Annotated in this window: 17 protein-coding genes and 2 pseudogenes; 14 read left to right on the forward strand and 5 right to left on the reverse strand. The window is 67.5% G+C overall.

The annotated features are described in order from the left end of the window. Positions 1 to 58: 58 nt before the first annotated feature. The 3 genes from Q664_RS15340 to Q664_RS15350 all read right to left on the reverse strand — a co-directional run bounded on the left by Q664_RS15340 (position 59) and on the right by Q664_RS15350 (position 4927). Positions 59 to 2359, reverse strand: a complete 2301-nt coding sequence (locus Q664_RS15340; protein ID WP_043395124.1) for a tetratricopeptide repeat protein — start codon at positions 2357 to 2359, stop codon at positions 59 to 61. Positions 2360 to 2394: 35 nt separating this feature from the next. Then, positions 2395 to 4212, reverse strand: coding sequence for an ATP-binding protein (locus Q664_RS15345; RefSeq protein WP_043395126.1), 1818 nt, complete (start codon positions 4210 to 4212; stop codon positions 2395 to 2397). 169 nt (positions 4213 to 4381) lie between these two features. Further along, a complete protein-coding gene (locus Q664_RS15350; RefSeq protein ID WP_052518144.1) occupies positions 4382 to 4927 on the reverse strand; it encodes a serine protease in 546 nt (181 codons plus the stop codon). 22 nt (positions 4928 to 4949) lie between these two features. Between Q664_RS15350 and Q664_RS54830 the strand changes: the two are divergent. Then, positions 4950 to 5138: pseudogene (locus Q664_RS54830) on the forward strand (DUF2380 domain-containing protein); the annotation flags it as partial. A 26-nt stretch (positions 5139 to 5164) separates the two neighbouring features. Next, a complete protein-coding gene (gene sitI6, locus Q664_RS15355; RefSeq protein ID WP_043395228.1) occupies positions 5165 to 5890 on the forward strand; it encodes a SitI6 family double-CXXCG motif immunity protein in 726 nt (241 codons plus the stop codon). Here sitI6 and Q664_RS15360 read toward each other — a convergent pair. Together Q664_RS15360 and Q664_RS62945 are read right to left on the reverse strand one after the other, a co-directional pair. Next, positions 5873 to 6700, reverse strand: coding sequence for a citrate/2-methylcitrate synthase (locus Q664_RS15360; RefSeq protein ID WP_235216708.1), 828 nt, complete (start codon positions 6698 to 6700; stop codon positions 5873 to 5875). The two genes, sitI6 and Q664_RS15360, sit on opposite strands and share 18 nt — an antisense overlap. A gap of 169 nt (positions 6701 to 6869) precedes the next feature. Further along, positions 6870 to 7034, reverse strand: a pseudogene (locus Q664_RS62945) (hypothetical protein); the annotation flags it as partial. Between the two features lie 103 nt (positions 7035 to 7137). On the opposite strand from Q664_RS62945, the gene Q664_RS15365 reads away from it, so the two are divergent. The 12 genes from Q664_RS15365 to Q664_RS15420 all read left to right on the forward strand — a co-directional run bounded on the left by Q664_RS15365 (position 7138) and on the right by Q664_RS15420 (position 19391). Further along, positions 7138 to 8370 carry an IS3 family transposase gene (locus tag Q664_RS15365; RefSeq protein WP_160174414.1) on the forward strand — a complete coding sequence of 411 codons (1233 nt, stop codon included), beginning with the start codon at positions 7138 to 7140 and terminating at the stop codon, positions 8368 to 8370. A 241-nt stretch (positions 8371 to 8611) separates the two neighbouring features. Next, positions 8612 to 9667 carry a Gfo/Idh/MocA family protein gene (locus Q664_RS15370; protein WP_043395128.1) on the forward strand — a complete coding sequence of 352 codons (1056 nt, stop codon included), beginning with the start codon at positions 8612 to 8614 and terminating at the stop codon, positions 9665 to 9667. Then, positions 9660 to 10766 carry a DegT/DnrJ/EryC1/StrS family aminotransferase gene (locus Q664_RS15375; protein ID WP_043395130.1) on the forward strand — a complete coding sequence of 369 codons (1107 nt, stop codon included), beginning with the start codon at positions 9660 to 9662 and terminating at the stop codon, positions 10764 to 10766. The genes Q664_RS15370 and Q664_RS15375 overlap by 8 nt, the downstream gene beginning before the upstream one ends. A 15-nt stretch (positions 10767 to 10781) precedes the next feature. Next, positions 10782 to 11288 (forward strand): NUDIX hydrolase, encoded by a 507-nt coding sequence (locus Q664_RS15380; RefSeq protein ID WP_043395232.1) that lies wholly within the window; start codon positions 10782 to 10784, stop codon positions 11286 to 11288. After that, positions 11285 to 12412: a DegT/DnrJ/EryC1/StrS family aminotransferase gene (locus tag Q664_RS15385; RefSeq protein ID WP_063934701.1), complete on the forward strand. Its 1128-nt coding sequence runs from the start codon at positions 11285 to 11287 to the stop codon at positions 12410 to 12412. Before Q664_RS15380 ends, Q664_RS15385 begins: the two co-directional genes overlap by 4 nt. Next, positions 12402 to 13787: an FAD-dependent oxidoreductase gene (locus Q664_RS15390; RefSeq protein ID WP_043395131.1), complete on the forward strand. Its 1386-nt coding sequence runs from the start codon at positions 12402 to 12404 to the stop codon at positions 13785 to 13787. Before Q664_RS15385 ends, Q664_RS15390 begins: the two co-directional genes overlap by 11 nt. Then, positions 13771 to 14457: an HAD family hydrolase gene (locus Q664_RS15395; RefSeq protein WP_043395133.1), complete on the forward strand. Its 687-nt coding sequence runs from the start codon at positions 13771 to 13773 to the stop codon at positions 14455 to 14457. The genes Q664_RS15390 and Q664_RS15395 overlap by 17 nt, the downstream gene beginning before the upstream one ends. 12 nt (positions 14458 to 14469) lie before the next feature. After that, positions 14470 to 15597 (forward strand): fatty acid desaturase family protein, encoded by a 1128-nt coding sequence (locus tag Q664_RS15400; RefSeq protein ID WP_043395135.1) that lies wholly within the window; start codon positions 14470 to 14472, stop codon positions 15595 to 15597. Then, positions 15594 to 16502, forward strand: a complete 909-nt coding sequence (gene mtnP, locus Q664_RS15405) for an S-methyl-5'-thioadenosine phosphorylase (RefSeq protein WP_043395137.1) — start codon at positions 15594 to 15596, stop codon at positions 16500 to 16502. The genes Q664_RS15400 and mtnP overlap by 4 nt, the downstream gene beginning before the upstream one ends. A 1-nt stretch (position 16503) precedes the next feature. After that, positions 16504 to 17124, forward strand: a complete 621-nt coding sequence (nudK, locus tag Q664_RS15410; protein ID WP_235216709.1) for a GDP-mannose pyrophosphatase NudK — start codon at positions 16504 to 16506, stop codon at positions 17122 to 17124. 59 nt (positions 17125 to 17183) lie between these two features. Then, complete coding sequence (locus tag Q664_RS15415) at positions 17184 to 18128, forward strand: ABC transporter substrate-binding protein (protein ID WP_043395138.1); 945 nt, start codon at positions 17184 to 17186, stop codon at positions 18126 to 18128. Positions 18129 to 18137: 9 nt separating this feature from the next. Then, positions 18138 to 19391 carry an MFS transporter gene (locus Q664_RS15420; protein ID WP_075207439.1) on the forward strand — a complete coding sequence of 418 codons (1254 nt, stop codon included), beginning with the start codon at positions 18138 to 18140 and terminating at the stop codon, positions 19389 to 19391. The last annotated feature ends 24 nt before the right edge of the window (positions 19392 to 19415 follow it).

Here is a 19415-nt window from a genome sequence, read left to right on the forward strand (position 1 = left end):
GGCCCCTCCGCGGCTCACGGGCGGAGGGGCCAGACGCGTGGAGAAGGAAGCCTCCGTGTCACAGCGAGATTTCCCACTCCTCCGCTACCGCACGCTGTGCCTCCGCCTCCTGTTCCCGCCCCAGCTTCTCCAGCAGCGTGGGCCACAACACCGGATGCGGCAGCCCCTCCGCGCACCGGCGCAGGCCCGCCTCGACCTCACCCAGGTCCGCCTCCGGCGGTACGGCCAGCAGCGCGAAGAAGCCGGGCACTTCCTCACCCTCCGGGGTCATCAGCCGGTACGTGTCCGAAGTGCGCACCGACAGGCGCGCCCCGCACGCCGCCAGCGTCTCGTACATCCTCTCGATGGCCTCATCGCCCGGGCCCACGCCGTCCAGCGCGAAGACGCTATACCTGCCCGGCCGGAGCACCTCCACGACGGGGTACAGCCAGGAGTGCTCCTCCTCCTCCCCTTCGGCGGGGCCCTCGTTGAGCGGCGTGGCGTCGAAGGCCACGGTGTCTCCCACGTGCTGGGCGGAATCCGGCATGGCGATGGAGACCACGCGTGCGGTGACGGGCCCGGTGCGCCGCGCCCACACCTCCGTGAAGGTTCCGTCCGGCTCGGTGTAGCGCAGCCGGCACGCCTCCCACTCCTCCTCCACCGGGCCCGAGTCCTCTTTCAGCTTGAAGCCGAGCCGCGAGGCGGACGCGCGCACCACGTCCCAGCGCCCGAGCAGGGTGGCCACGAGCATCCGGTCCCAATCGTGCGGCCCGGGCTCCGTCCAGCGGGCCACGGCGTCATCCAGCCGCGCCAGGGCCCGCTCCCGCTCGCCCGTGTCGCGCTCCAACGCCGCGAGTGTCAGGGTGGTCCCGCGCAGCTCCGGATCGAGCTCCAGCATCGCGCGCAGCGGGGCCTTGGCGGCCGCTTTCTCTCCCGACTCGAGCGCGGCCCGGGCCCGCAGCCGGTACGCCTCCACGCGAAGGGGCGTGTCTCCGGACGCGTTCAGCACCGAGTCCACCAGGGCATGCAGTTCCGTGAATCGCCGCCGCTCGAGCAGGTTCATGCCGAGCTCCCGCACGACATCGGGAGTGGGGTGCGCGTCCGCGTCCAGCAGCGAGCGCAGCGCCACCTCCGCCTCTTCGCCGCGGCCCAGTTGCTCCAGCGCCTTCGCCTGGGCACGCACGAGCGTTGCCCGCTCCCCGGGCCAGCGTGTCCGCGCCGCGTCGAGCAGTCGGAGCACGTCCTCGGGACCCTTCTCCGCCTGGTCGAGCAGCGCCGCGGCTGACTCTGGAAGCTCGGGCGGACGCTCGGACGTGAGGGCCTCGGCCCGCGCCCGCAGATGGCGCAGCGTCTCGTCCGCGCCCAGGGGCTTGCGCAGCCGGGGCACGAGCGCCTCGAGCCTCGCGCATGCGTGCAATGCGGATTGCGGCTGGCCTCGCTTCAGTGCGGCCTCGGCGCGCTGCTCCTCGATGCGGACCGCTCCGCGGATGGCTCCCGTGCTCGCGAGCCGCCCGGCGAGCTCCAGCAGTGTGCGCTCCAGGTTCGCGTCGTTGCCGATGGCTTCGGCCTTCATCAGCTGGACGAGGGCGTCCGCCCAGTTGCCGTAGTGGCCAGGCGTGGCACGCACCGCGGACAGGGCGGGCAGGACCTCGAGCGCCTCGGAGGTGCGCCCCATGCGCGCGAGCACCCGCGCTTGCAGGATGCGCGCTTCCATGCGGGTGTGGTCGGACGGGGTGCTTTCCTCGCACGCCTCCGCCGCCGCGAGCGCCTCCGGCAACCGGCCCAGCTCGAGGAGCACGTCGGCGCGCTCGCCCAGGAGGTACTTGCGCTTGTGCCCCTGGCCGGCCGCCACCAGGGCGGCCTCCTGCTTCTCGAGCCACGCGAGTGCCTCCTCGAAGCGCTTCTCGTCCATCAGGCCCAGGAAGTACTCGGTGGAGAGGCACGTGAAGCACGGCCAGGTGGCGTCGATACGGGAGAGTGTCTCGATGACGACCGCCTTGCGCTCGGAGGCCCAGCCCGGGCCGTCCGCGCGTCCATAGCAACCGGCCACGTCCTGGGTGGCGCAGACGCTCTGGGGGCACTCGCGTGTCTCCTCCCGATGGGCGAACTCCAGGAGCGAGATGGACTCGGAGAGCCACTCTCCCGGCTCGGAGCGGTGGAAGATGCGGCTCTGCAGGTTCCAGTGCCGGAAGAAGACCTCCAGCCACGGGCTCTTCGCCTGACGGGCGAGCGCGAGCGCTTCGGGGAAGAGCGCGTCCGCCTGGGTGTGGGCGTCCTCGGTGACGACGGTGGGCAGCCGGTCGATGAGCTCGGCGAGGCGGGTATTCCCCAGGCGGCGTGCTTCGGCTTCGGCTTCGTTCACCCACTTCCAGATGTCCATGACGGGTGTGTTTCCTCGCGGAGGTTCGGGGGATGTCAGGCGGGGGGCGGGAGCAGCGCGCACAGGGCCGCGGAGATGCCTTCCAGGGCGGAGGCCACGCTCGGCGCGCCGGCGCGCTCGTCGCGGTGGGAGAGGAGCGTGCACAGGCCCGAGAGCAGCCGCGCGGCCGAGCGCGCCCGGTCCTCGGGGGCCGAGAGCAGGGCCTGCAATGTGGGGGCGTCCACGTTGAGGTAGAGGCGCGCCTGGGCGCGGGAGGCAATGGTGGCGGTGAAGCCGCGCGCCAGGGACAGCACCGCGGCGCCGATGCGCTTGTCCGCCGCGTCCGCCTCGAGCCGGGCCTTCAGCTCGGCCTCGCGGTCCGGAACCAGCACCAGCGGCAGGGCGGGCGGGGAGAAGCGGCTCGGCACCAGCTCCACGCCGTCCTCCGCGAAGAGGGCGCGCAGCCGCTCCTCCTGCGCGGGCTCCAGTTGCACGCGGGGGAAGAGGGCCGCGTTGCCCTCGCGCGTGCCGAGCTGCAACACGGGCAGCCCCTGCCGCTCGGCCCACCTCCGGGTGAAGGGCAGCGCGGCGTAGCGGCCCGAGTCCACCACGGGCACGCCGAGCGCGCGGCAGAGCACCTCCTCGGGCCCGCCGCTCTCCCCGGTGGAGGCGTGCAGCCTGCCTCCGCTGCGCCGGCGCACGGCGGGCAGGGTGAGGTCCCCCTCGGTGGTGGGCACCTTGAGCGCGTCCGCGAGCAGGGTGAAGAGCCGCTCGTCGCACAGGGCCGCGCCGAGCAGGGCCTCGTTGTGGCGCTGGAGCAGCCGCCGCCAGGTGGGCTCGTCCTCGCGGGCCAGCCGGGACAGCCCGTCGATGAGGCACTCGCGCACCTGCTCCGCCGTCACGTCGAAGGCCGCGTCGCGCTGGACGTCCTCGCGGCTCGCCGTGGGGGTGAGCGCGTCCGCTTCGAGCACGCCCCCCACGAAGCCGGCCCACTCCGGGAGCAGCTCGCGCGCGTCGCGGCTCACCAGCATGCCGCGTACGAAGATGGAGAGGTTGCGGTTGTCGGAGGTGCCGTACGTGGCGCCGTCCTGCAGCCACAGCAGGCCGCTCGCACTGCCTCCGTTGCCGGGGGCCATGGGCAGCGTGCACAGCGGCTCGAAGCGCTGTTCGAAGCGCGCGGCGAAGGCCCGCTCGAGCGAGCGCCGGCGCAGGGGCGAGTGGGCTTCCGTGTCGCGCCACGGCGGCGGAGGGCGGTTGATGGCGGGCCGCTCCGGGCCGCTCACGTGGATGGCCATGGGCAGCAGACAGCAGTAGCGCCGCAGCAGCGCCTCCAGCGTGGGCGCGTCACACAGGGGCCGGAAGCGCTCGGAGAGCTGGAGCACCACGCGCGTGCCCACCTCCTGGGCGCCGTGAGGGGCCACCGCGTAGCGCTCGCCCCCGGCGCTGGAGAAGTGCCAGCCTTCCTGGGGCGTCTGGAAGGAGGTGGTGTAGAGGTCCACCCGCGTGCTGACCACGTAGGCGGAGAGGAAGCCGATGCCGAACTGGCCGATGAGCCCCGCGTCCGCGCCCGCGGCCCGAAGGCGCCCGGTGTAGCCCGCGCCCACCGTGGCCAGGTAGCGGTCGATCTCCTCGCGGGTGAGTCCCGCTCCGTTGTCCACGATGGACAGCGTGCCCGCGGCCTCGTCCGGCACCACGAGGATGCGGCCCTCGGGGGCGGACGTGTCCTCCAGACGGCGCCGCGTGCAGCTGTCATGCGCGTTCTGCACGAGCTCGCGGACCACCACCTCGGGGGTGGAGTACATGTTGTTGGCCAGCACCCGCATCAAGCCACCCAGGTCCACCTGGGTGCGCACCAACTCGGCGACAGGACTCACGCGCTCTCCGGCAAGGAAAGGAGCCCGCACCGTAAGCGAGCCCGGCGGGGGAGGGGAACGCACGCGGAGGAAGGCAACTCCCGCTGGCGCTCCGCGCCCCATGGACGCGGCGGGTGGGCCACATGCCTACACGCGCAACCGCTTCATCCGCATCCCCCAGCCCGTGAAGCTACAAGCTGCTGCTGTTGAGCTGAATCTGTTGCTTGATCCAAGGGATGTAGCTGGAGACCCGCGTGTAGATGCCGGGCAATCCCGGTCTCGCACAGCCAACACCGAAGCTCGTGATGCCCTGGAGGACGTAGCGACCGTCGGCCCGCTTCATGACCAGCGGCCCTCCGCTGTCGCCCTGGCATGAGTCCTTGCCTCCTTCACGATACCCAGCCCCGAGCATTGCATTCGCGTCGATGTGGATTCCCTGGGAGCTGTACATATTGGCCACGTCCGCGGTGTTGATTTTGGGGACGCCCACCTGCATCAAGATGTCGGACGTATCGTATCCTCCCTCTTGCGTCAGGCCCCAGCCCGCGGCGGTCATCATCGTGCCGTTTGGAACCGAAGAACCAGCGGCCGGGAGACAAACGGGCGTCGTCGTGAATCCAGACGCGAGCTGAGGGCTCGGATTGGAGCGCATGCCCGTGGAGTCGCCGCAACTCCCGGCAACAGGCTGGTTGAACTTGATGGGCTTCTCGAGCTTGAGGATGGCGATATCGTTCATGGTCGTGTCCGGGTCGTAGACTGGTGCGCGCGGCGGCCTGTGGAATCAAGCCTGGCGTGACTTCAAGACCGCCAACCAGGGCCGTGCGGTGCCGCCAGAAGAGTTGCTGGCCAAGGCCTTCGAGTTGGCCTATCGCTTCGATATCGTCGGGCCCATCGTGCCCTATGGGCACACGCTCGTAGAGCCCGGGCCTCAACTGTTCGCGCCATGAGGGCCGGGCAAGATGAAGAGATCCCCTTGAAGTTCTACTGGATTCGGGAAGATGAGGCGTCGCAGTACACGGGCAACTTGAATGCCGTGCACAAGTGGATGCTGCCTGGCATTCAGCCTTGTTCCCGCTGTGGCCTCGGGGGACGGAGTTCGTCGGCGCAGTATCCCTGCGTGGACCTCTCCCTCCTGCCTGAGGTGGATCAGAAGAAGCTGTCCGATCCCTGGCCTGTTCCGCGAGAGGAGTTTGTTCGCCTGCGCGAGTTGGTGCGCCCACTGGCACCCCCGGACGCTGAATTGTTGCCGGTGACGGCATTCGGTCCGTTGACGGGGACAGCCACCGGACGCTTCGGCCAATTCTTCATGCAGAATCCCTGGTCGCTCTGCCTGCGCCGCGAGGCGTTGGAGAAACTGCAATCGGCCGGGGTGCGTGGTCTCCAGGGTTGTCCGCTCAGCGTGCGTTTCCGGCAGAAGAACCATCCCGAGTTGCAGGACCTGCAACTCGCGCGGCGTGGGCGGTTCCATCCAGACTGTTTGCCGCGGGACCGCGAGCCTCCATGCCCCACTTGTGGCGAGGACAAAGGCTATAGCCTCCCGCAGCCGCCCATCCTAGCCGCCGCCTCGCTTTCCGATGACCTGGATGTGTTCCGGCTGGCCGATTGGTCCTCGCTCATCATCGCCAGCGAGCGCATGGTGGACACGGTCAGTCGGCTTGGGTTGGATGGAGTGGTGTTCCAGTCATTGGTGGTTCGTTAACGGCCACTCTCCGCGCGAGGCGGGCCGGATGAGCCGTCCCGTCGCCCGCTGCTCGGAGATGTGCCCGAGCCACCCGGCGACGCGGCCACAGGCGAAGGTGGGCGAGAACATCGTGCGGTCGAGACCCACCGCGTCGAGCAGCACGGCGGTGTAGAACTCCACGTTGGCGCGCAGAGGGCGGTCCGGGTAGCGCTGGCGCAGGAGGTCCTCGGCCGCGCGCTCCACCGCCCGAGCGAGGGCGAGCCGCTCGGTCCGCAGCCCCCCGCGCTCGAGCCGCTCGAGGGCACGCTCCAGCACCGCCGCGCGGGGATCCCTCACGCGGTAGATGCGATGGCCCATGCCCATGATGCGGCGCCCGGCGCGCAGCTCCTCCTCGAGCCAGGACGTGGCCCGCTCCGGACGGGCAATGCCGTCGAGCATGTCCAGCACCGGCCCGGGTGCGCCGCCGTGCAGCGGCCCCTTCAACGCGCCGATGGCCCCCACCACCGCCGATACGGCGTCCGAGCCCGTCGAGGCAATCACTCGCGCGGTGAACGTGGAGGCATTGAGCCCGTGGTCGGAGACGGTGACCAGATAGGCGTCGAGCCCGGCGGCGCGCTCGGGATGGAGCTCACCGGTCACCATGCGCAGCAGGTCCGCCGCGTGGGACAGCGCCGGGTCCGGCGGCACCGGCGCCAGCCCGCGTCCGCGCCGCGCCCACGCTCCCGCGAACACGGCGAGGGCTCCCGTCAACATGAGGTTCGTCGCCAGGTCCCCCTTGGGGTGCTCCGGCACATGGGCCGCCGCGGCCCCGCAGTGCGTCCATTCCATCCTTCGCCGAGAGCGCCTCTCCCAATCCACCGAGCAGCCCGAAGGCGTGCACCCGTGCCTCGCCCAGCGCCGCCTGGAGCGAGCCCGGGAGCGCCTGCTTCGCGTAGGGTGCCCAGAGCCGCGCGCACACGTCCTCGAACGAGCTGGCTCCGGCGAGAGACTCCACGTCGCCACCGGCAATCACCAGCCGCCCGCGCTCACCGTCCACTTCACTCAATCGGGTCTCGGCCACCACCACGCCTTCGAGTCCCGCCTGCACAGCCACAAGCTGTAATGAGCCGCCCACGGGTCCAAAACTCGATTCGACAATCGACATGCGGATACTGGGGCGCATGGAAATGCGTGAACTGTACGGCCTCGATGAGGTGCGCGGTCCCGGACTTGAGCACGCGAACCCCAGGGCCCCCTCTTCCCGGCGACTCCACTCTCCTGGCTCGATGGCGACACCGGAGGGGGTAAAGGCGCTCGCACGGGAACTGAGCCGCAAGGAACAGGCGCTCGCGGAAGCTCGCGCACTGGTAACCCTGTCGAGGAACGCGAAGGGCCTCGTCGTGGGGGGACGGGGGCGGCTCCACACTCCAGACGTCCGGCGCAAGGTCTGTCATCTGGTGGCGCATGCCATGGCGGATGGCGCGCGGTTGTCCCTGGCGTGCCGGTTGCTGGGCGTTTCGGCGCGGACCGTGCAACGTTGGCGCAAACCCGAGTGCGTCCAGGATCGTCGGCGCATGGCGCGTCGCTGTCCCGCCAACCGCCTCAGCGATCAGGAGCGTAGGCTCGTCTTGGAATTGCTCCACTCCCCCTTCTGCGAGGGGCTTCCCCCCAGACAAATCGTTCCGAGACTCGCGGATCAGGGCATCTATGTGGCCTCGGAGTCCACCATGTATCGCCTCCTCCGCGCGCACAAACGCGAGGGGTGCGCCAGGGACTTCCGCACCAGACCGCGGCCCGGACACGAGCGGCGTGTCTCGGCGCCCAATCAGGTCTGGAGCTGGGACATCACCTACCTGAATGGCCCGGGCCGGGGCTCCTTCCTCTACCTCTACATGGTGATGGATGTCTTCAGCCGGCGCATCATGGGATGGAGGATCCACCGCGAGGAGCGTGCGGAGCATGCCGCCAGCTTCGTCCGCAAGGTGTGCGAGGAGAACGGAATCAATCCGGCGGGACTCGTGTTGCACTCCGACAATGGCCGGCCGATGAGAGGGACCACGATGCTGTGCACCCTCCAGCGGTTGGGAATCGTGCCCTCGTTCAGCCGCCCCCAGGTCAGCAACGACAATCCCCATGCCGAGGCGTTGTTCAGCACCTTGAAGAGACACAAGGACTACCCCGCAACCTTCTCCTCCCTGTCGCTCGCGCGGGCCTGGATGGGCCGGTTCGTCTCCTGGTACAACCACGAGCACCTCCACGGAAGCTTGTCTTTCGTCTCTCCCGACGACAGATACTTCGGGCGCGATGCCTCCGTGCTCGCGAGGCGGCGCACGGTCTACGAACAGGCCCGGCTCCGCTCGGGTGTCCGGTGGTCTGGGGGTCCCCGGCGCTGGCACCCACCTGTCCCGGTCCAGATGAAGGTCTGGCCCTTCTGGGGCGTGCACGTTCATCAGGGAGGGACTCTATCGAGGGAACCTCCGGAAGCGCGGCCTTTGCCCATCAGGCGACAACTCCCTTGACACAGAGCGTCCCGTGGCTGGCGATGGGTCTTCGCATGAGCCCCATGCCCTGCCACGAAAGCACGTCCTGCGGTGGCAGCATTGTTGTCGCCTGGTGAGGGCTCATCCCAGCAACCCGTAGAGGGAGGTTGGGCAGCCGCCGGGCCGGCAATGCAGTCAGCAGGGGTGTAACGGCCATCCGCACATGTCCCGGGGCCGTTTTCCTGCGTCGCCGATACCGCGCAGAAACGAGGAACGTCTCTTGATACGCGTTGGATTGGTTGGCATCGGGGCGCAGACGAAGGAAAACCTCCTTCCCTCGCTGTTGCAGATTCCCGAGATTCAGATCGTCGCCGCTTGTGATGTGTCGCTCGAGCGCGCGGAAGAGGTGAAGGGCTACGTTCGTGACGTCCAGGTCTTCAAGGATGTCGCGACGATGATCAACATCATGGGCCCGGACGCGCTGGTGTTGGCCTGTCCGCCTCAGGCCCATCGGGACATCTCCCTGATGGCCATCGAGCGCGGCATCCATGTCTTCGTCGAGAAGCCGCCGTGCTTCACGCTCAATGAACTCAAGGACATGATCGACGCGGCGGCGCGCAAGCGGGTGGTGACCGGCGTGGGCCTCAACTTCCGCTTCGCCCGCCCGGTCCAGCACCTGCGGAAGATCGCCGCGAGCGAGAAGTTCGGCCGGACGATGCATGTGCAGATCAACCACTACGCCGGCAAGCCCCGCGCTCCCATGTGGGGTCTTTCCTCCACCCTCCGCTCGTTCCTGCTCGCCCAGACGATCCACTCCATCGATCTGACGACGGCCTTCGGCAAGGACGAGCACGTGACGGACGTCCACTCCACCGTCCAGCACGGGACCGATGCGATGCTGGCGCGGATCGACATCACGTTCTCGTCCGGGCGGTCCGCGTCCATCCTGACGGGCAGCATGTTCCCCTATTTCGAGTTCGACATGAAGGTGATCGGCGACAGGTCGAGCATGCTCACCCTCGACAACCTGTGGAACATCACGCTCCACGACGCGGAGATCTCCTCGCAAGTGGTGGGCGGAGACAAGCGCTGGCGCAATGCCTGGCAGCCGGGCCCCCTGGACTCGGGTTATGTCCGCAGCGGCTATTTCACTGAGCTGACGGGGTTCTTCAACGCCATCCGCTCCGGTACCCGCTTCGAGGCGGATTTCGAGAGCATGATTCCGACCTACCAGGTGATCGAGCAGGTGTGCGCGGCGGAGGTCCAACCGGGCGTCGTGGCGACGCCGTCCTCGAGTGTCACTGGGGTGCAGCAGAGGAGTGTGGCCAATGGCTGAGGCATCCGTGAAGAACAAGCGAGTCATCTCCGACAAATACCGCGCGAGCTATGAGGATGATCAGCCCGCCCTGGCCGCGGCCCTGGCCAGTGGCTTGTCGGGAACCTCCGACATCGTCACCGAGTACGAGGCGGCCCTTCGCGCCTGCTTCTCGAACCGCAATGCGATCGCCATCTCATCCGGCGGCGCGGCCATCACGGTGGCGCTGGCGGCCGTGGGCGTGAAGGCCGGTGACGAGGTGGTGCTGACGCCGACCTGCCCCCTGTGCACCGTCTACCCGATCATGGACATGGGCGCCAAGCCGGTGTTCGTGGACACCCGTCCGGACAGCTTCAGTGTGGACCTCGAGGACCTGGCGCGGGTGATCACCAAGAAGACCCGCGCCATCATCGAGATCCCGATGTGGGGCATGCCGACCGAGGTCGACGAGCTGCAGCAGGCCGCACGCAAGGCCGGCATTCCGCTCATCCTGGACCTCGCCCACTCGCACGGCTCCACGCTGCATGGACGCTCTCTCTCCGCGTACGGAGACCTCTCCTGTTTCAGCACCCACGAGCGCAAGCCGCTGGCGACGGGGGAGGGAGGCTTCATCCTCACGGACAACGATGACCTGGCCAGGCGCTGCCGGGACTACAGCCGGTTCGGCAACCTCAACGGCCGCGACTTCGGCCTGAACTTCAAGCTGGGCGGGCTCGCCGCCGCGCTCGGCAAGAACCGGCTCAAGTACCTGGCGCGGCAGCTGGAGGGCCGCCGCGAGAACGCGGAGCGGTTCCTGTCCCAGCTCACCCATCCGTCCGTCCGTGAGTTCACGCGGCTCACCGGCGCGAGGACGAACTACTACTTCCTCACCCTGCGCACGAGCTTCGCCGACAACCGCCGCTTCATCGACTACCTGGACGAGCACGGCATCCCGTCGGACATCAAGCGCTATGGCTGCCGCTGCCTGTACGAGTTCCCGGCCGTCGAGCAGTTCCGCCGCCCGTGCCCCAATGGCGAGCGGCTGCTCAACACCATGACGACCATCCCCGTGCATCCGGCCCTGTCGGGTGAAGACATTGATTACATGGTAGGTGTCGTCAATGCCTACCAGGAGAGGTAGGCCGGCGTGAACACCATGGATCCTCGCTTGCCCAAGCAGTGGACCGCGTCGGGTTTCGTTCTCCATCCGGAGCGCAAGGTGCTGTTGATCCACCACCGGAAGCTCGGTGTCTGGCTCTACCCGGGTGGGCATATCGAAAGCACGGAGTCGCCAGATGATGCCGTGCTTCGCGAGATCAGCGAGGAAACGGGGATACAAGCGAGGATCCTGGGTCTTCTCGACACACCGTTGGCTGACCCCGAGGCCGACGTCCATGTGCTGCATACGCCCTACCGGGTGCTGTGTGAGCGCATCAATGACCCCAAGGGCCACCACTACCACATCGATCTGATCTACCTGTGCGTGGCTCTGGAGACGAACTGCATCGCCAATGGCGAGGTCCATGCGGCCCGCTTCTTCAGTCAGGAGGAGCTCGCGGACCTGAAGCTGTTCCCCAACTTCCGCGTCCTGCTGCGGCGGGTGTTCGAGGACGAGGAGATCTGGCGGGCCATGGACAAGCTGAAGGAGCAGGTGGCGGCATGAGCACGCCAGGAGCCGCGTATAGGGGCGCGCGGGAAGAGCTGCCCCGCCGGCGGATCAACGATGCGTTCCGGCACCGTCATCCCGATGACGAGCTGTACCTGCGGCAGGCCCTGGAAACGGGCCTGACCGGAACCGCGCCGATCGTGGAGCAGTACGAGCGGAAGATCTCGGAGCTCTACGGGATGCGCCACGTGCTGGCGGTCTCCTCGGGCGCGGTCGCGGTCTCGGTCGCCCTGGAAGGCATCGGGTGGCAGGTGGGCGATGAAATCATCGTTCCCCCCAGCTGCCCCATCTGCACGGTCCTGCCCATCATGGCGCGCGGGCTCGTGCCGGTCTTCTGTGACGTGCGCCCCCATGAATTCGGGCTGGATCCGGAAGACCTGGCAAGGGTCATGTCGCCACGAACGCGCGGCATCATCGAGGTCCCCATGTGGGGATACCCGTCGAGGGCGGATGAGCTGCGGACCCTCGCTCACTCGCATGGCGTCCCATTGATCCTCGATCTGGCCCATTGCCATGTGACGCGCCTGCGGGGGAAGTGGCTGGCGGAGTTCGGCGACATCGCCTGCTTCAGCACCCACGAAGGCAAGTTCATGTCCACCGGCGAGGGGGGCTTCGTGATGACGAACGATGCTTCCCGGGACGCGAAGATGCGGGCGTACACCCGGTTCGGAAACCTCGATGGCCAACGGGTGGGCCTCAACTACAAGCTGGGTGGACTGCAAGCGGCCGTGGGACTCGCCCGGCTGCAGGCGCTCGACTGGCAGTTGGAGGTCCGTGCGCGCAATCGTCAGTACCTCCTCGAGCGCATCCACAACCCGCTCGTCCGGGAGCTGCCCATCGTCGAAGGGGGGGCCATCAACGGCTACGCCCTCCTCATGCAGGTGGTGAAGGGGGACGGCCGGCGCTTCGTCGAGCACCTGGACAGGAATGGTGTCCCTTCGGACGTCAAGAAGTACGACAACCAGCCCCTGTACAACTACCCGCTCCTGGCGGACCGCCGGCGGGACTGCAAGAACGCCCGGGAGTTGCTGCGCTCGCTGACGACGATTCCCCTGCACCCGCGGCTCTCAGACGAGGAGCTCCAACATATCGTCGCGACGGTGAATGCCTATGAGGGATGATTCCCTGGACAGATCTAAAGGCAGACATGCAATCGTGCTCGGCGGCAGTATTGGTGGCTGTCTCGCCGCCGAAGTGCTGTCTTCGGAGTTCGAGCGGGTCACGATCATCGAGAAGGGCGACTTCGAGGACGGTCTGAGCGATCGGCGCGGCGTCCCGCAGGAGAAGCACGTCCATCTGCTGCTGCTGCGTGGCAAGCAGGTCATGGAGGAGCTCTTCCCGGGTCTCCTGGCCGAGCTGGTCCAGGCCGGCGCGGACATCGCGGACCAGGGGCATGATGTCAAGTGCTTCCACTATGGTCAGTGGAAGAACCGGTTCAAGACCGGGGTGAGTGCGCACTACTGCAGCCGGGGCCTGCTCGACAATGTCGTCCGCCGGCGCATCCGGGCCAATCAGCGGATCACCGTCCATTCCGGGACCCGGGCCATGGGCTTCCTGTTCCGCCGGGAGGGTGCGCCACGCGTCAACGGGGTGGTGTTGGACGAGTCCGCTCCGGTCCGGGAGCTGCCGGCGGAGCTGGTGATCGACGTCAATGGGCGGGGCTCTCGCGTGGCCGAGTGGCTGGCGAAGGAGGGGCTGGGCGAGGTGAAGAAGACTCTCGTCGAGACGAAGCTCGGCTATGCGTCCCGCCTCTACCGGCGGCGGCCCGAGTTCGCCGATCGCTGGAAGGTGCTGCTCGTCCTGCCAAGGCCTCCCCATGACCGGGCCATGGGGGTGATCAGCCCCATCGAGGGGAATCGTTGGCTCGTCACCACGGGCGGGTGGTTCGGTGAATTCCCCAAGCCAGAGCCCGAGGAGTTCCTCCGGTTCCTCGGGAGGCTGCCGGTCCCGGATATTCAGGAGATCATCCGGGATGCGGAGCCCCTCTCGGACGTCGCGGGCTTCGCCATTCCGGGGAGCTTGCGGCGCCACTACGAGGACATGCCGGTGTGGCCCGAGGGGCTCGTGGTCATGGGCGACGCGTTGTGCAGCATGAACCCGTTGTACAGCCAGGGCATGACGCTCTGCTCGCTGGAAGCAGACGTGTTGAGGCGGCAACTTCCCATATGGAAGCAGGGAGGCACCAGCACCCGTGCCATCCAGGCGCTGATGGCCCAGGTGGTCGAGCCCGCGTGGAACATGGCGGTGTCCGAGGACATGCGGTTTCCGGAGACGCAGGGCCGCCGCTCGCTCGGGCTGCGGTTCCATCATTGGTACGGCTCGGGGCTCTGCGAGCTGGCCGCCTCCCATCGGCTGACGCTGCAGACCCAGGTGGGGGTCACCAACCTGGTGGTTTCGCCGAGTCAGCTCTTCCGGCCTGAAATCGCGGCCCGGGTCGTCCTCAACAAGCTGCTCCCGCGTTTGGGCAAGACGGTGAACGATGATTCCCCTGCGTAAGGTCTGGAACCAGATTCAGCATGTCGTCTGGGATTGGAACGGGACGCTGCTCGACGACGTGGATCTGGCCGTGACTGGGGTCAACCAGGTGTGCGCCCGTTTCGGTGTCCCCGCCGTCACGCGGGAGTTCTACCGTGCCCGGTTCCAGTTTCCGATCTCCGCGTTCTATTCCTCGCTCGGCTTCGATCTGGAGCGGATTCCCTTCAGCGACATCATCCGGGAGTACCTGGCTGTTTTCGACGCGCGGGTGCGGCACTGCGCGTTGAACGAGGGCGCGCTGGAGTTGCTGGAGTGTCTGCGTGAGAATGGCATCGGGTCGTCCATCCTGTCCGCGTCCTACCGGCCCACCCTGGTGCAGACCCTCGAGGCGAAGAGGCTCAGCGGGTACTTCACCCACGTGTGTGGATTGGGGGATGAAAAGGGGACGAGCAAGCTCGAGGAGGGGCACCTCCTTCACGCGAAGCTGGGGCTGCCGGGCGAGCGCATCCTCTATGTGGGAGACACCACCCACGACGCGGAGGTCGCCGCGGCCCTGGGGTGGAACAGCTGCATCCTGTCGTGCGGGCACCAGGACGAGGACCGCCTGGGCGCATGCGATTCCCCGCGGATGACTGGAATCCCAGCCCTGTTCGAGGACCTGCCTTGGGGCAGGGTCGTGCCCAACCGCTGAGGTATTCATCTCATGCTTCCCACTGAATCATTGCCACCGCTGCTCGCCGCGCTGCTGTGTTCGACGCTGTTGTTCCGCGCGGCCGTGTCCCTCTATTACTCGGACCCGGCTCGGGTTCTGCGCATCTCCCGGCTCCGCCCGCGTCTGGAGGGGACGCGGGAGTTTCTGTACAAACCACTGGATGAGTGGTTCGCGCCCCTCCCGTTCGTGTGGACGTGGCTCGACATCTTCATCGCGATCCTGCTCGCGCGGTGGTTCGACCATCCCCTGGCCTGGGTGGCGGTGTGCTTCTGGGTGGGGGGCCGCTTCCGGGCCCTCCAGGAGTTCGGGCACAACGCGGTGCACTACGCCCTTTGCCGCTCGCACGCCTGGCAGTGGTGGCTCTCCGATGTGTTCTATCAGTTCCCGGCGTTCAAGCGGGACATGCACAGCCGGCAGATCACCCATACCCAGGAGCATCATCGCCACCCGAATCACGAGAAGCTCGATCCGAACCGCGCGCGCGTCCGTGACGGCGGGATGCGCGGTGGCATGACCCATGCGCAGTTCATCGGCCGGCTGTTCCATCCGCTCTCGCCCTCGGGAATGATGGTCAACCTCAAGACGATGGTGCGCAACAGCCTGCTCAACCATCGGCCCAGCACCGCGGTGGCCCGGGTGGTGACGCTGCTGGTGCTCTCCGCGCTGCTGTATGCCGCGGCGGGCTGGAAGGCGATTGTCTGGGGCTGGCTCGTTCCCCTGGTGAGCACCTACTCCCTGTTCGCCTGGGTGTCGCTCCTGACGGAGCATCGTTGGTTCAAGACGCCGAGCTGGTCCGAGGACCGTCTGACCCGGGAGTTCCTGGCGGGACGCCCCACGGACTACCGGGGCTTCTCCGGCTGGATGGTCCGCGTGTTCATCTGCCCGACGTCGGATGCCTATCACCTGGCCCATTCCCTGTACCCGGGCGTGCGCTGGAACTACCTGCCGGCGATCGACCATGTCTTGAAGGTGGAGGAGCCGCGCTACACGGAGCATGCGAGCGAAGGCCTGCTGTTCTCGCGCGACGGTATTCCTTCCGCGCTCTCCGAGCTGAAGGAGCGCCTCGTCTCGGCCGAGACCCGGGCTGAACCCACTTTGTACATCCAGGAGGAGCGGTGACGGATAAAAGCGTGAAGGTCCCTCGTATCGGTATCATTGGCGGGAGCGGATTGAGCAAGCTGCTCTCCCTGTCCAACGTCCAGCGGGTGAAGGTGGAGACCCCCTTCGGGGAGCCCTCGGACGAGGTGATCCTCGGGACGCTCGGCCGAGCCCAGGTCGCCTTCCTCCAGCGCCACGGGCCTGGCCACCAGATTCCTCCCTCGCAGATCAACGTGCGCGCCAACATCGCGGCGTTGAAGCACGTCGGCTGCACGCAGCTGCTCTCGCTCAGCGCCGTGGGGAGCCTGCGGGAGGAGTGTCCGCCGGGCTCGTTCGTGCTCGTGGATCAATTCATCGACCGGACGATCCAGCGGGAGAAGACCTTCTTCGGACGGGGGCTCGTCGGGCACGTTCCTTTTGGCGACCCGGTCTGCAAGCGGATGCGGACGGCGCTGGCGGACGTGGCCTCGAAGTTGAAGTTGACGTATGTCAATGGCGGAACCTACGTGGTGATGGAGGGGCCGCAGTTCTCGACGCGCGCCGAGTCCAATCTGTACAGGAGTTGGGGCGGGACGGTGATTGGAATGACGGCCATGCCAGAAGCCAAGCTGGCGCGTGAGGCGGAGCTCTGCTACGCGATGGTCGCCATGCCCACGGATTATGACTGTTGGTATGACAGTCATGAGGCCGTGACCGCCAGCCTGGTCAGTGAGCGCATGGAGCGGATCGCGGTGCAGGCCAACGCGCTCGTGGAGCAGGTGTGCGACGTGCTGACGGCCCACCAGGCGTCATGTCCTCAGGGTTGTGAGCGTGCGCTCGACACGGCCATCATGACGCATCCCGCTTCGCGCGCTCCCGAGATGCTGGGACGGTTGGGGTTCGTCGTCCCCCGTATCATCCAATCCAGGGATGGAGGCTCCAGATAACATGAGTGGCGAAACCGCGCGCGGCTTCCGCGCCCCCGAAGACATGCGGGACCGCATCCGGATCAAGGACGTCGTCGTCCTGTCGGATGATTGGTATGTCCTGCGAAAGACGACATTTGACTTCAAGCGCAAGGACGGCTCGTGGCAGCAGGTCAGCCGGGAGACGTATGACCGTGGCAATGGCGCCACCATCCTGCTCTACAACCGTGAGAAGAAGACCGTCATCCTCACGCGGCAGTTCCGGTTTCCCGCGTTCGTCAATGGCCACCATGGGATGCTGATCGAGACCTGTGCCGGCCTGCTGGACAAGGATGACGCGGAGACGTGTATCAAGCGCGAGACCGAGGAGGAGACCGGCTTTCTGGTCAACAATGTCCGGAAGGTGTTCGAGGCCTTCATGAGCCCAGGCTCGGTCACCGAAATCCTCCACTTCTTCGTGGGGGAGTACGCCGATCGGGACAAGACGGGGGAGGGCGGCGGGGTGCATTCGGATGGCGAGGACATCGAGGTCCTCGAGCTTCCGCTCGCTCAGGCGCTGCGGATGATCTCCACGGGCGAGATCATGGACGGCAAGACCATCATGCTCCTGCAACACGCCAGGCTGGCGGGGCTGCTGGACTGAGCGCGGACCCGGGGGGGAATGCCCGTCTGGCCCGGGTCTGCTTCCATGAAGGACATCGAATGACAGACGTGAATCAGAAGCAGACCGTGGTGGCGTATAGCGCCATGGAGGAGTACGAGCTGGCCGAGTATGTCCAGGGCATCGAGGCGGCGAATCCGGATCTCCGGATCCGGATGGAGCGGATGTCCACCGCCGCCCTGCTGGATCGGCTCCTCGCCGAGGGACCGGACGGCTCCTGGGACATCATCCTGGGATGGGCGCTGACGACGATGTTGGCCCCCGAGTTGCGCGGCTGGTTCGCGCCCCTGGAGTCGGAGCGGGTGCGCCGCCTGCCGGCGTCGGCCAGGGATCCCGAGTCGCGCTGGTTCTGTCCCTCCGCCTTCGTTCCCGCGTTCTGCGTGAATGAGGCGCGCCTGGCCCGGCGGGGCCTCCCGATGCCGACCCGCTGGGAGGACCTGGCGGACGTGCGCTACCGCGGGGAGTTGGTCGTTCCAGACCCGAACTACTCCGGGGCGGGTTTCCTCCACCTGACGGCCCTGCTGCAGATGACGGGGGAGGCCAGGACGTGGGAGCTCCTCCGCGGTGTGTCCGCGAACAGGCCGCTCATCGAGCGCTCCGCGTTCGCCCCCTGCCTGGCGGTCGCGGGAGACGAGGCCTCCATCGGCGTCACCGTGTCCATCGCCGCGGAGCGGATGGCGCGGATGGGGCTGCCCGTCAAGATGGTGATTCCGGCCGACGCCGCGGGCTCGGAGCCCGAGGGCTTCGCGCTGCGCGCCGGCTCCGCCCGCAGGGAGCCGGCGTCCAGGGCCCTGGAGTGGATGATGTCACCCGAGGCTTGCGCGATTTACAGGAAATACAAGAAGGTCGTCCTGGTGGATGGAGCGGACACCCCGCCGAAGGAGCAAGGGCTCGAGGTCCACCCCATCAACGCCGCCCATGCGGCTGCTTCGAGGGCGTCCGCGTGCGAGCGTTGGCGCCGCGTCTTCACGCCGGCAGCCGTTTGAGGAACCTTCATGACCACGTCGTCCGCGCCAGGAGTTGCCGCGAGCCAGGTGAGTCTGTTGCGCCAACGCAACGTCCAGATGGTGTTTCTCGGCCGTCTGGCGGTCTTCATGGCGGACGTCATCCAGGATGTCGCCCTGATCTGGATCGTGTGGGAGCTGACGCACTCGTCGACCGCCACCGCGATCGCGAGCATGTCGAGCCGCACGCCGCTCTGGCTGTTCAGCCTGCCCGCGGGGGCTCATGCGGATTCCGCGCCGCCCCGGCGTACGATCATCGCCGCGAACCTGGTGTGCAGCGTGCTCGCGTTGCTGGTGGCGGGCCTCTCGAACATCGGCTGGGTGGACGTGCCCCTGCTGTGCCTGTTCGCCTTCGCGATCTCCACCTGCCGCACCTTCGAGGCGCCCAGCTTCTACTCGCTCGTGCGAGGTCTGTCGCACGACGGGGTGGATACCCAGCAGCTCAATGGGATCGCCGACACGGCGAAGCGCACGGCTCGCCTCACCGCTCCACTGCTCGCGAACGCGCTGCGTGGTGTGACCTCGCTCTTCAACCTCTATGCGTTCATCGGGCTGTTCTACGCGGGCATGGCCGTGGCGGGACGCCGTCTCGAGGTCCGGGACTTTCGAGGTGAGCGGAAGCAGCGCAAGGGGCTGGTCGCCGACCTGAAGGAGGCAATGGGGGTGATCCGCCAGCAGCCCGCGCTGCAGTACATCATCGTGGCCGAGTGCCTCTTCAACGCCGCCTATGGCGCCTGCTATTACGTATTCCTGCCGCGCCTGACCCTGGACACCACGGGCGGCGGGACTTCCGGCCATGCCTCCGCGGTCACCGCCTTCGGAATCGGAGGCATGGTGGCGGGCTTCTTCTCCACGCGCCTCAAGATGGGCCGGCACGCGCTGGCCTACGCGACGGCCGCCTGGATTTCGATCGGAGGTGCGTTCGGCTTGATGTACTTCGCCACGAGCCTGCCGGTGATCGTGCTGCTGACGGCCCTGGCCGGAGCGGCGATGGCCATCCAGACCATCGCCTTGTGGAGCGGGCTCCATGCCGCGTGCCCCGCGGAGCACTCGGGGCGAGTGTATTCGATCTGGCGTCTGGGCGCGGATACGGCCATCACCGTGAGCACGTTGACCGCGGGGGTCGTCGCCGATGCCTTCGGTCCCTCCATCCCGATTGGTGTCGTTGGCATCTATGTCTTCTTCGCGATCCTGCTCGCCCGCCGGTTCACGGTGGGGCGAACGAAAACCCATGCGCTCGAATGATGATGGTTCGAATCGGGAGCCGGG

The sequence above is a fragment of the Archangium violaceum Cb vi76 genome (genome assembly GCF_000733295.1).
Lineage (GTDB): Bacteria > Myxococcota > Myxococcia > Myxococcales > Myxococcaceae > Archangium > Archangium violaceum.

What these genes read in the sequence shown, in the direction of transcription:
- Q664_RS15340 (WP_043395124.1), bottom strand. Translation starts at nt 2,359, where the DNA reads ATGGACATCTGGAAGTGGGTGAACGAAGCCGAAGCCGAAGCACGCCGC.
- Q664_RS15350 (WP_052518144.1), bottom strand. Translation starts at nt 4,927, where the DNA reads ATGAACGATATCGCCATCCTCAAGCTCGAGAAGCCCATCAAGTTCAAC.
- Q664_RS15360 (WP_235216708.1), bottom strand. Translation starts at nt 6,700, where the DNA reads ATGGAATGGACGCACTGCGGGGCCGCGGCGGCCCATGTGCCGGAGCAC.
- Q664_RS15365 (WP_160174414.1), top strand. Translation starts at nt 7,138, where the DNA reads ATGGCGACACCGGAGGGGGTAAAGGCGCTCGCACGGGAACTGAGCCGC.
- Q664_RS15375 (WP_043395130.1), top strand. Translation starts at nt 9,660, where the DNA reads ATGGCTGAGGCATCCGTGAAGAACAAGCGAGTCATCTCCGACAAATAC.
- Q664_RS15380 (WP_043395232.1), top strand. Translation starts at nt 10,782, where the DNA reads ATGGATCCTCGCTTGCCCAAGCAGTGGACCGCGTCGGGTTTCGTTCTC.
- Q664_RS15385 (WP_063934701.1), top strand. Translation starts at nt 11,285, where the DNA reads ATGAGCACGCCAGGAGCCGCGTATAGGGGCGCGCGGGAAGAGCTGCCC.
- Q664_RS15390 (WP_043395131.1), top strand. Translation starts at nt 12,402, where the DNA reads ATGAGGGATGATTCCCTGGACAGATCTAAAGGCAGACATGCAATCGTG.
- Q664_RS15395 (WP_043395133.1), top strand. Translation starts at nt 13,771, where the DNA reads ATGATTCCCCTGCGTAAGGTCTGGAACCAGATTCAGCATGTCGTCTGG.
- Q664_RS15400 (WP_043395135.1), top strand. Translation starts at nt 14,470, where the DNA reads ATGCTTCCCACTGAATCATTGCCACCGCTGCTCGCCGCGCTGCTGTGT.
- nudK (WP_235216709.1), top strand. Translation starts at nt 16,504, where the DNA reads ATGAGTGGCGAAACCGCGCGCGGCTTCCGCGCCCCCGAAGACATGCGG.
- Q664_RS15415 (WP_043395138.1), top strand. Translation starts at nt 17,184, where the DNA reads ATGACAGACGTGAATCAGAAGCAGACCGTGGTGGCGTATAGCGCCATG.
- Q664_RS15420 (WP_075207439.1), top strand. Translation starts at nt 18,138, where the DNA reads ATGACCACGTCGTCCGCGCCAGGAGTTGCCGCGAGCCAGGTGAGTCTG.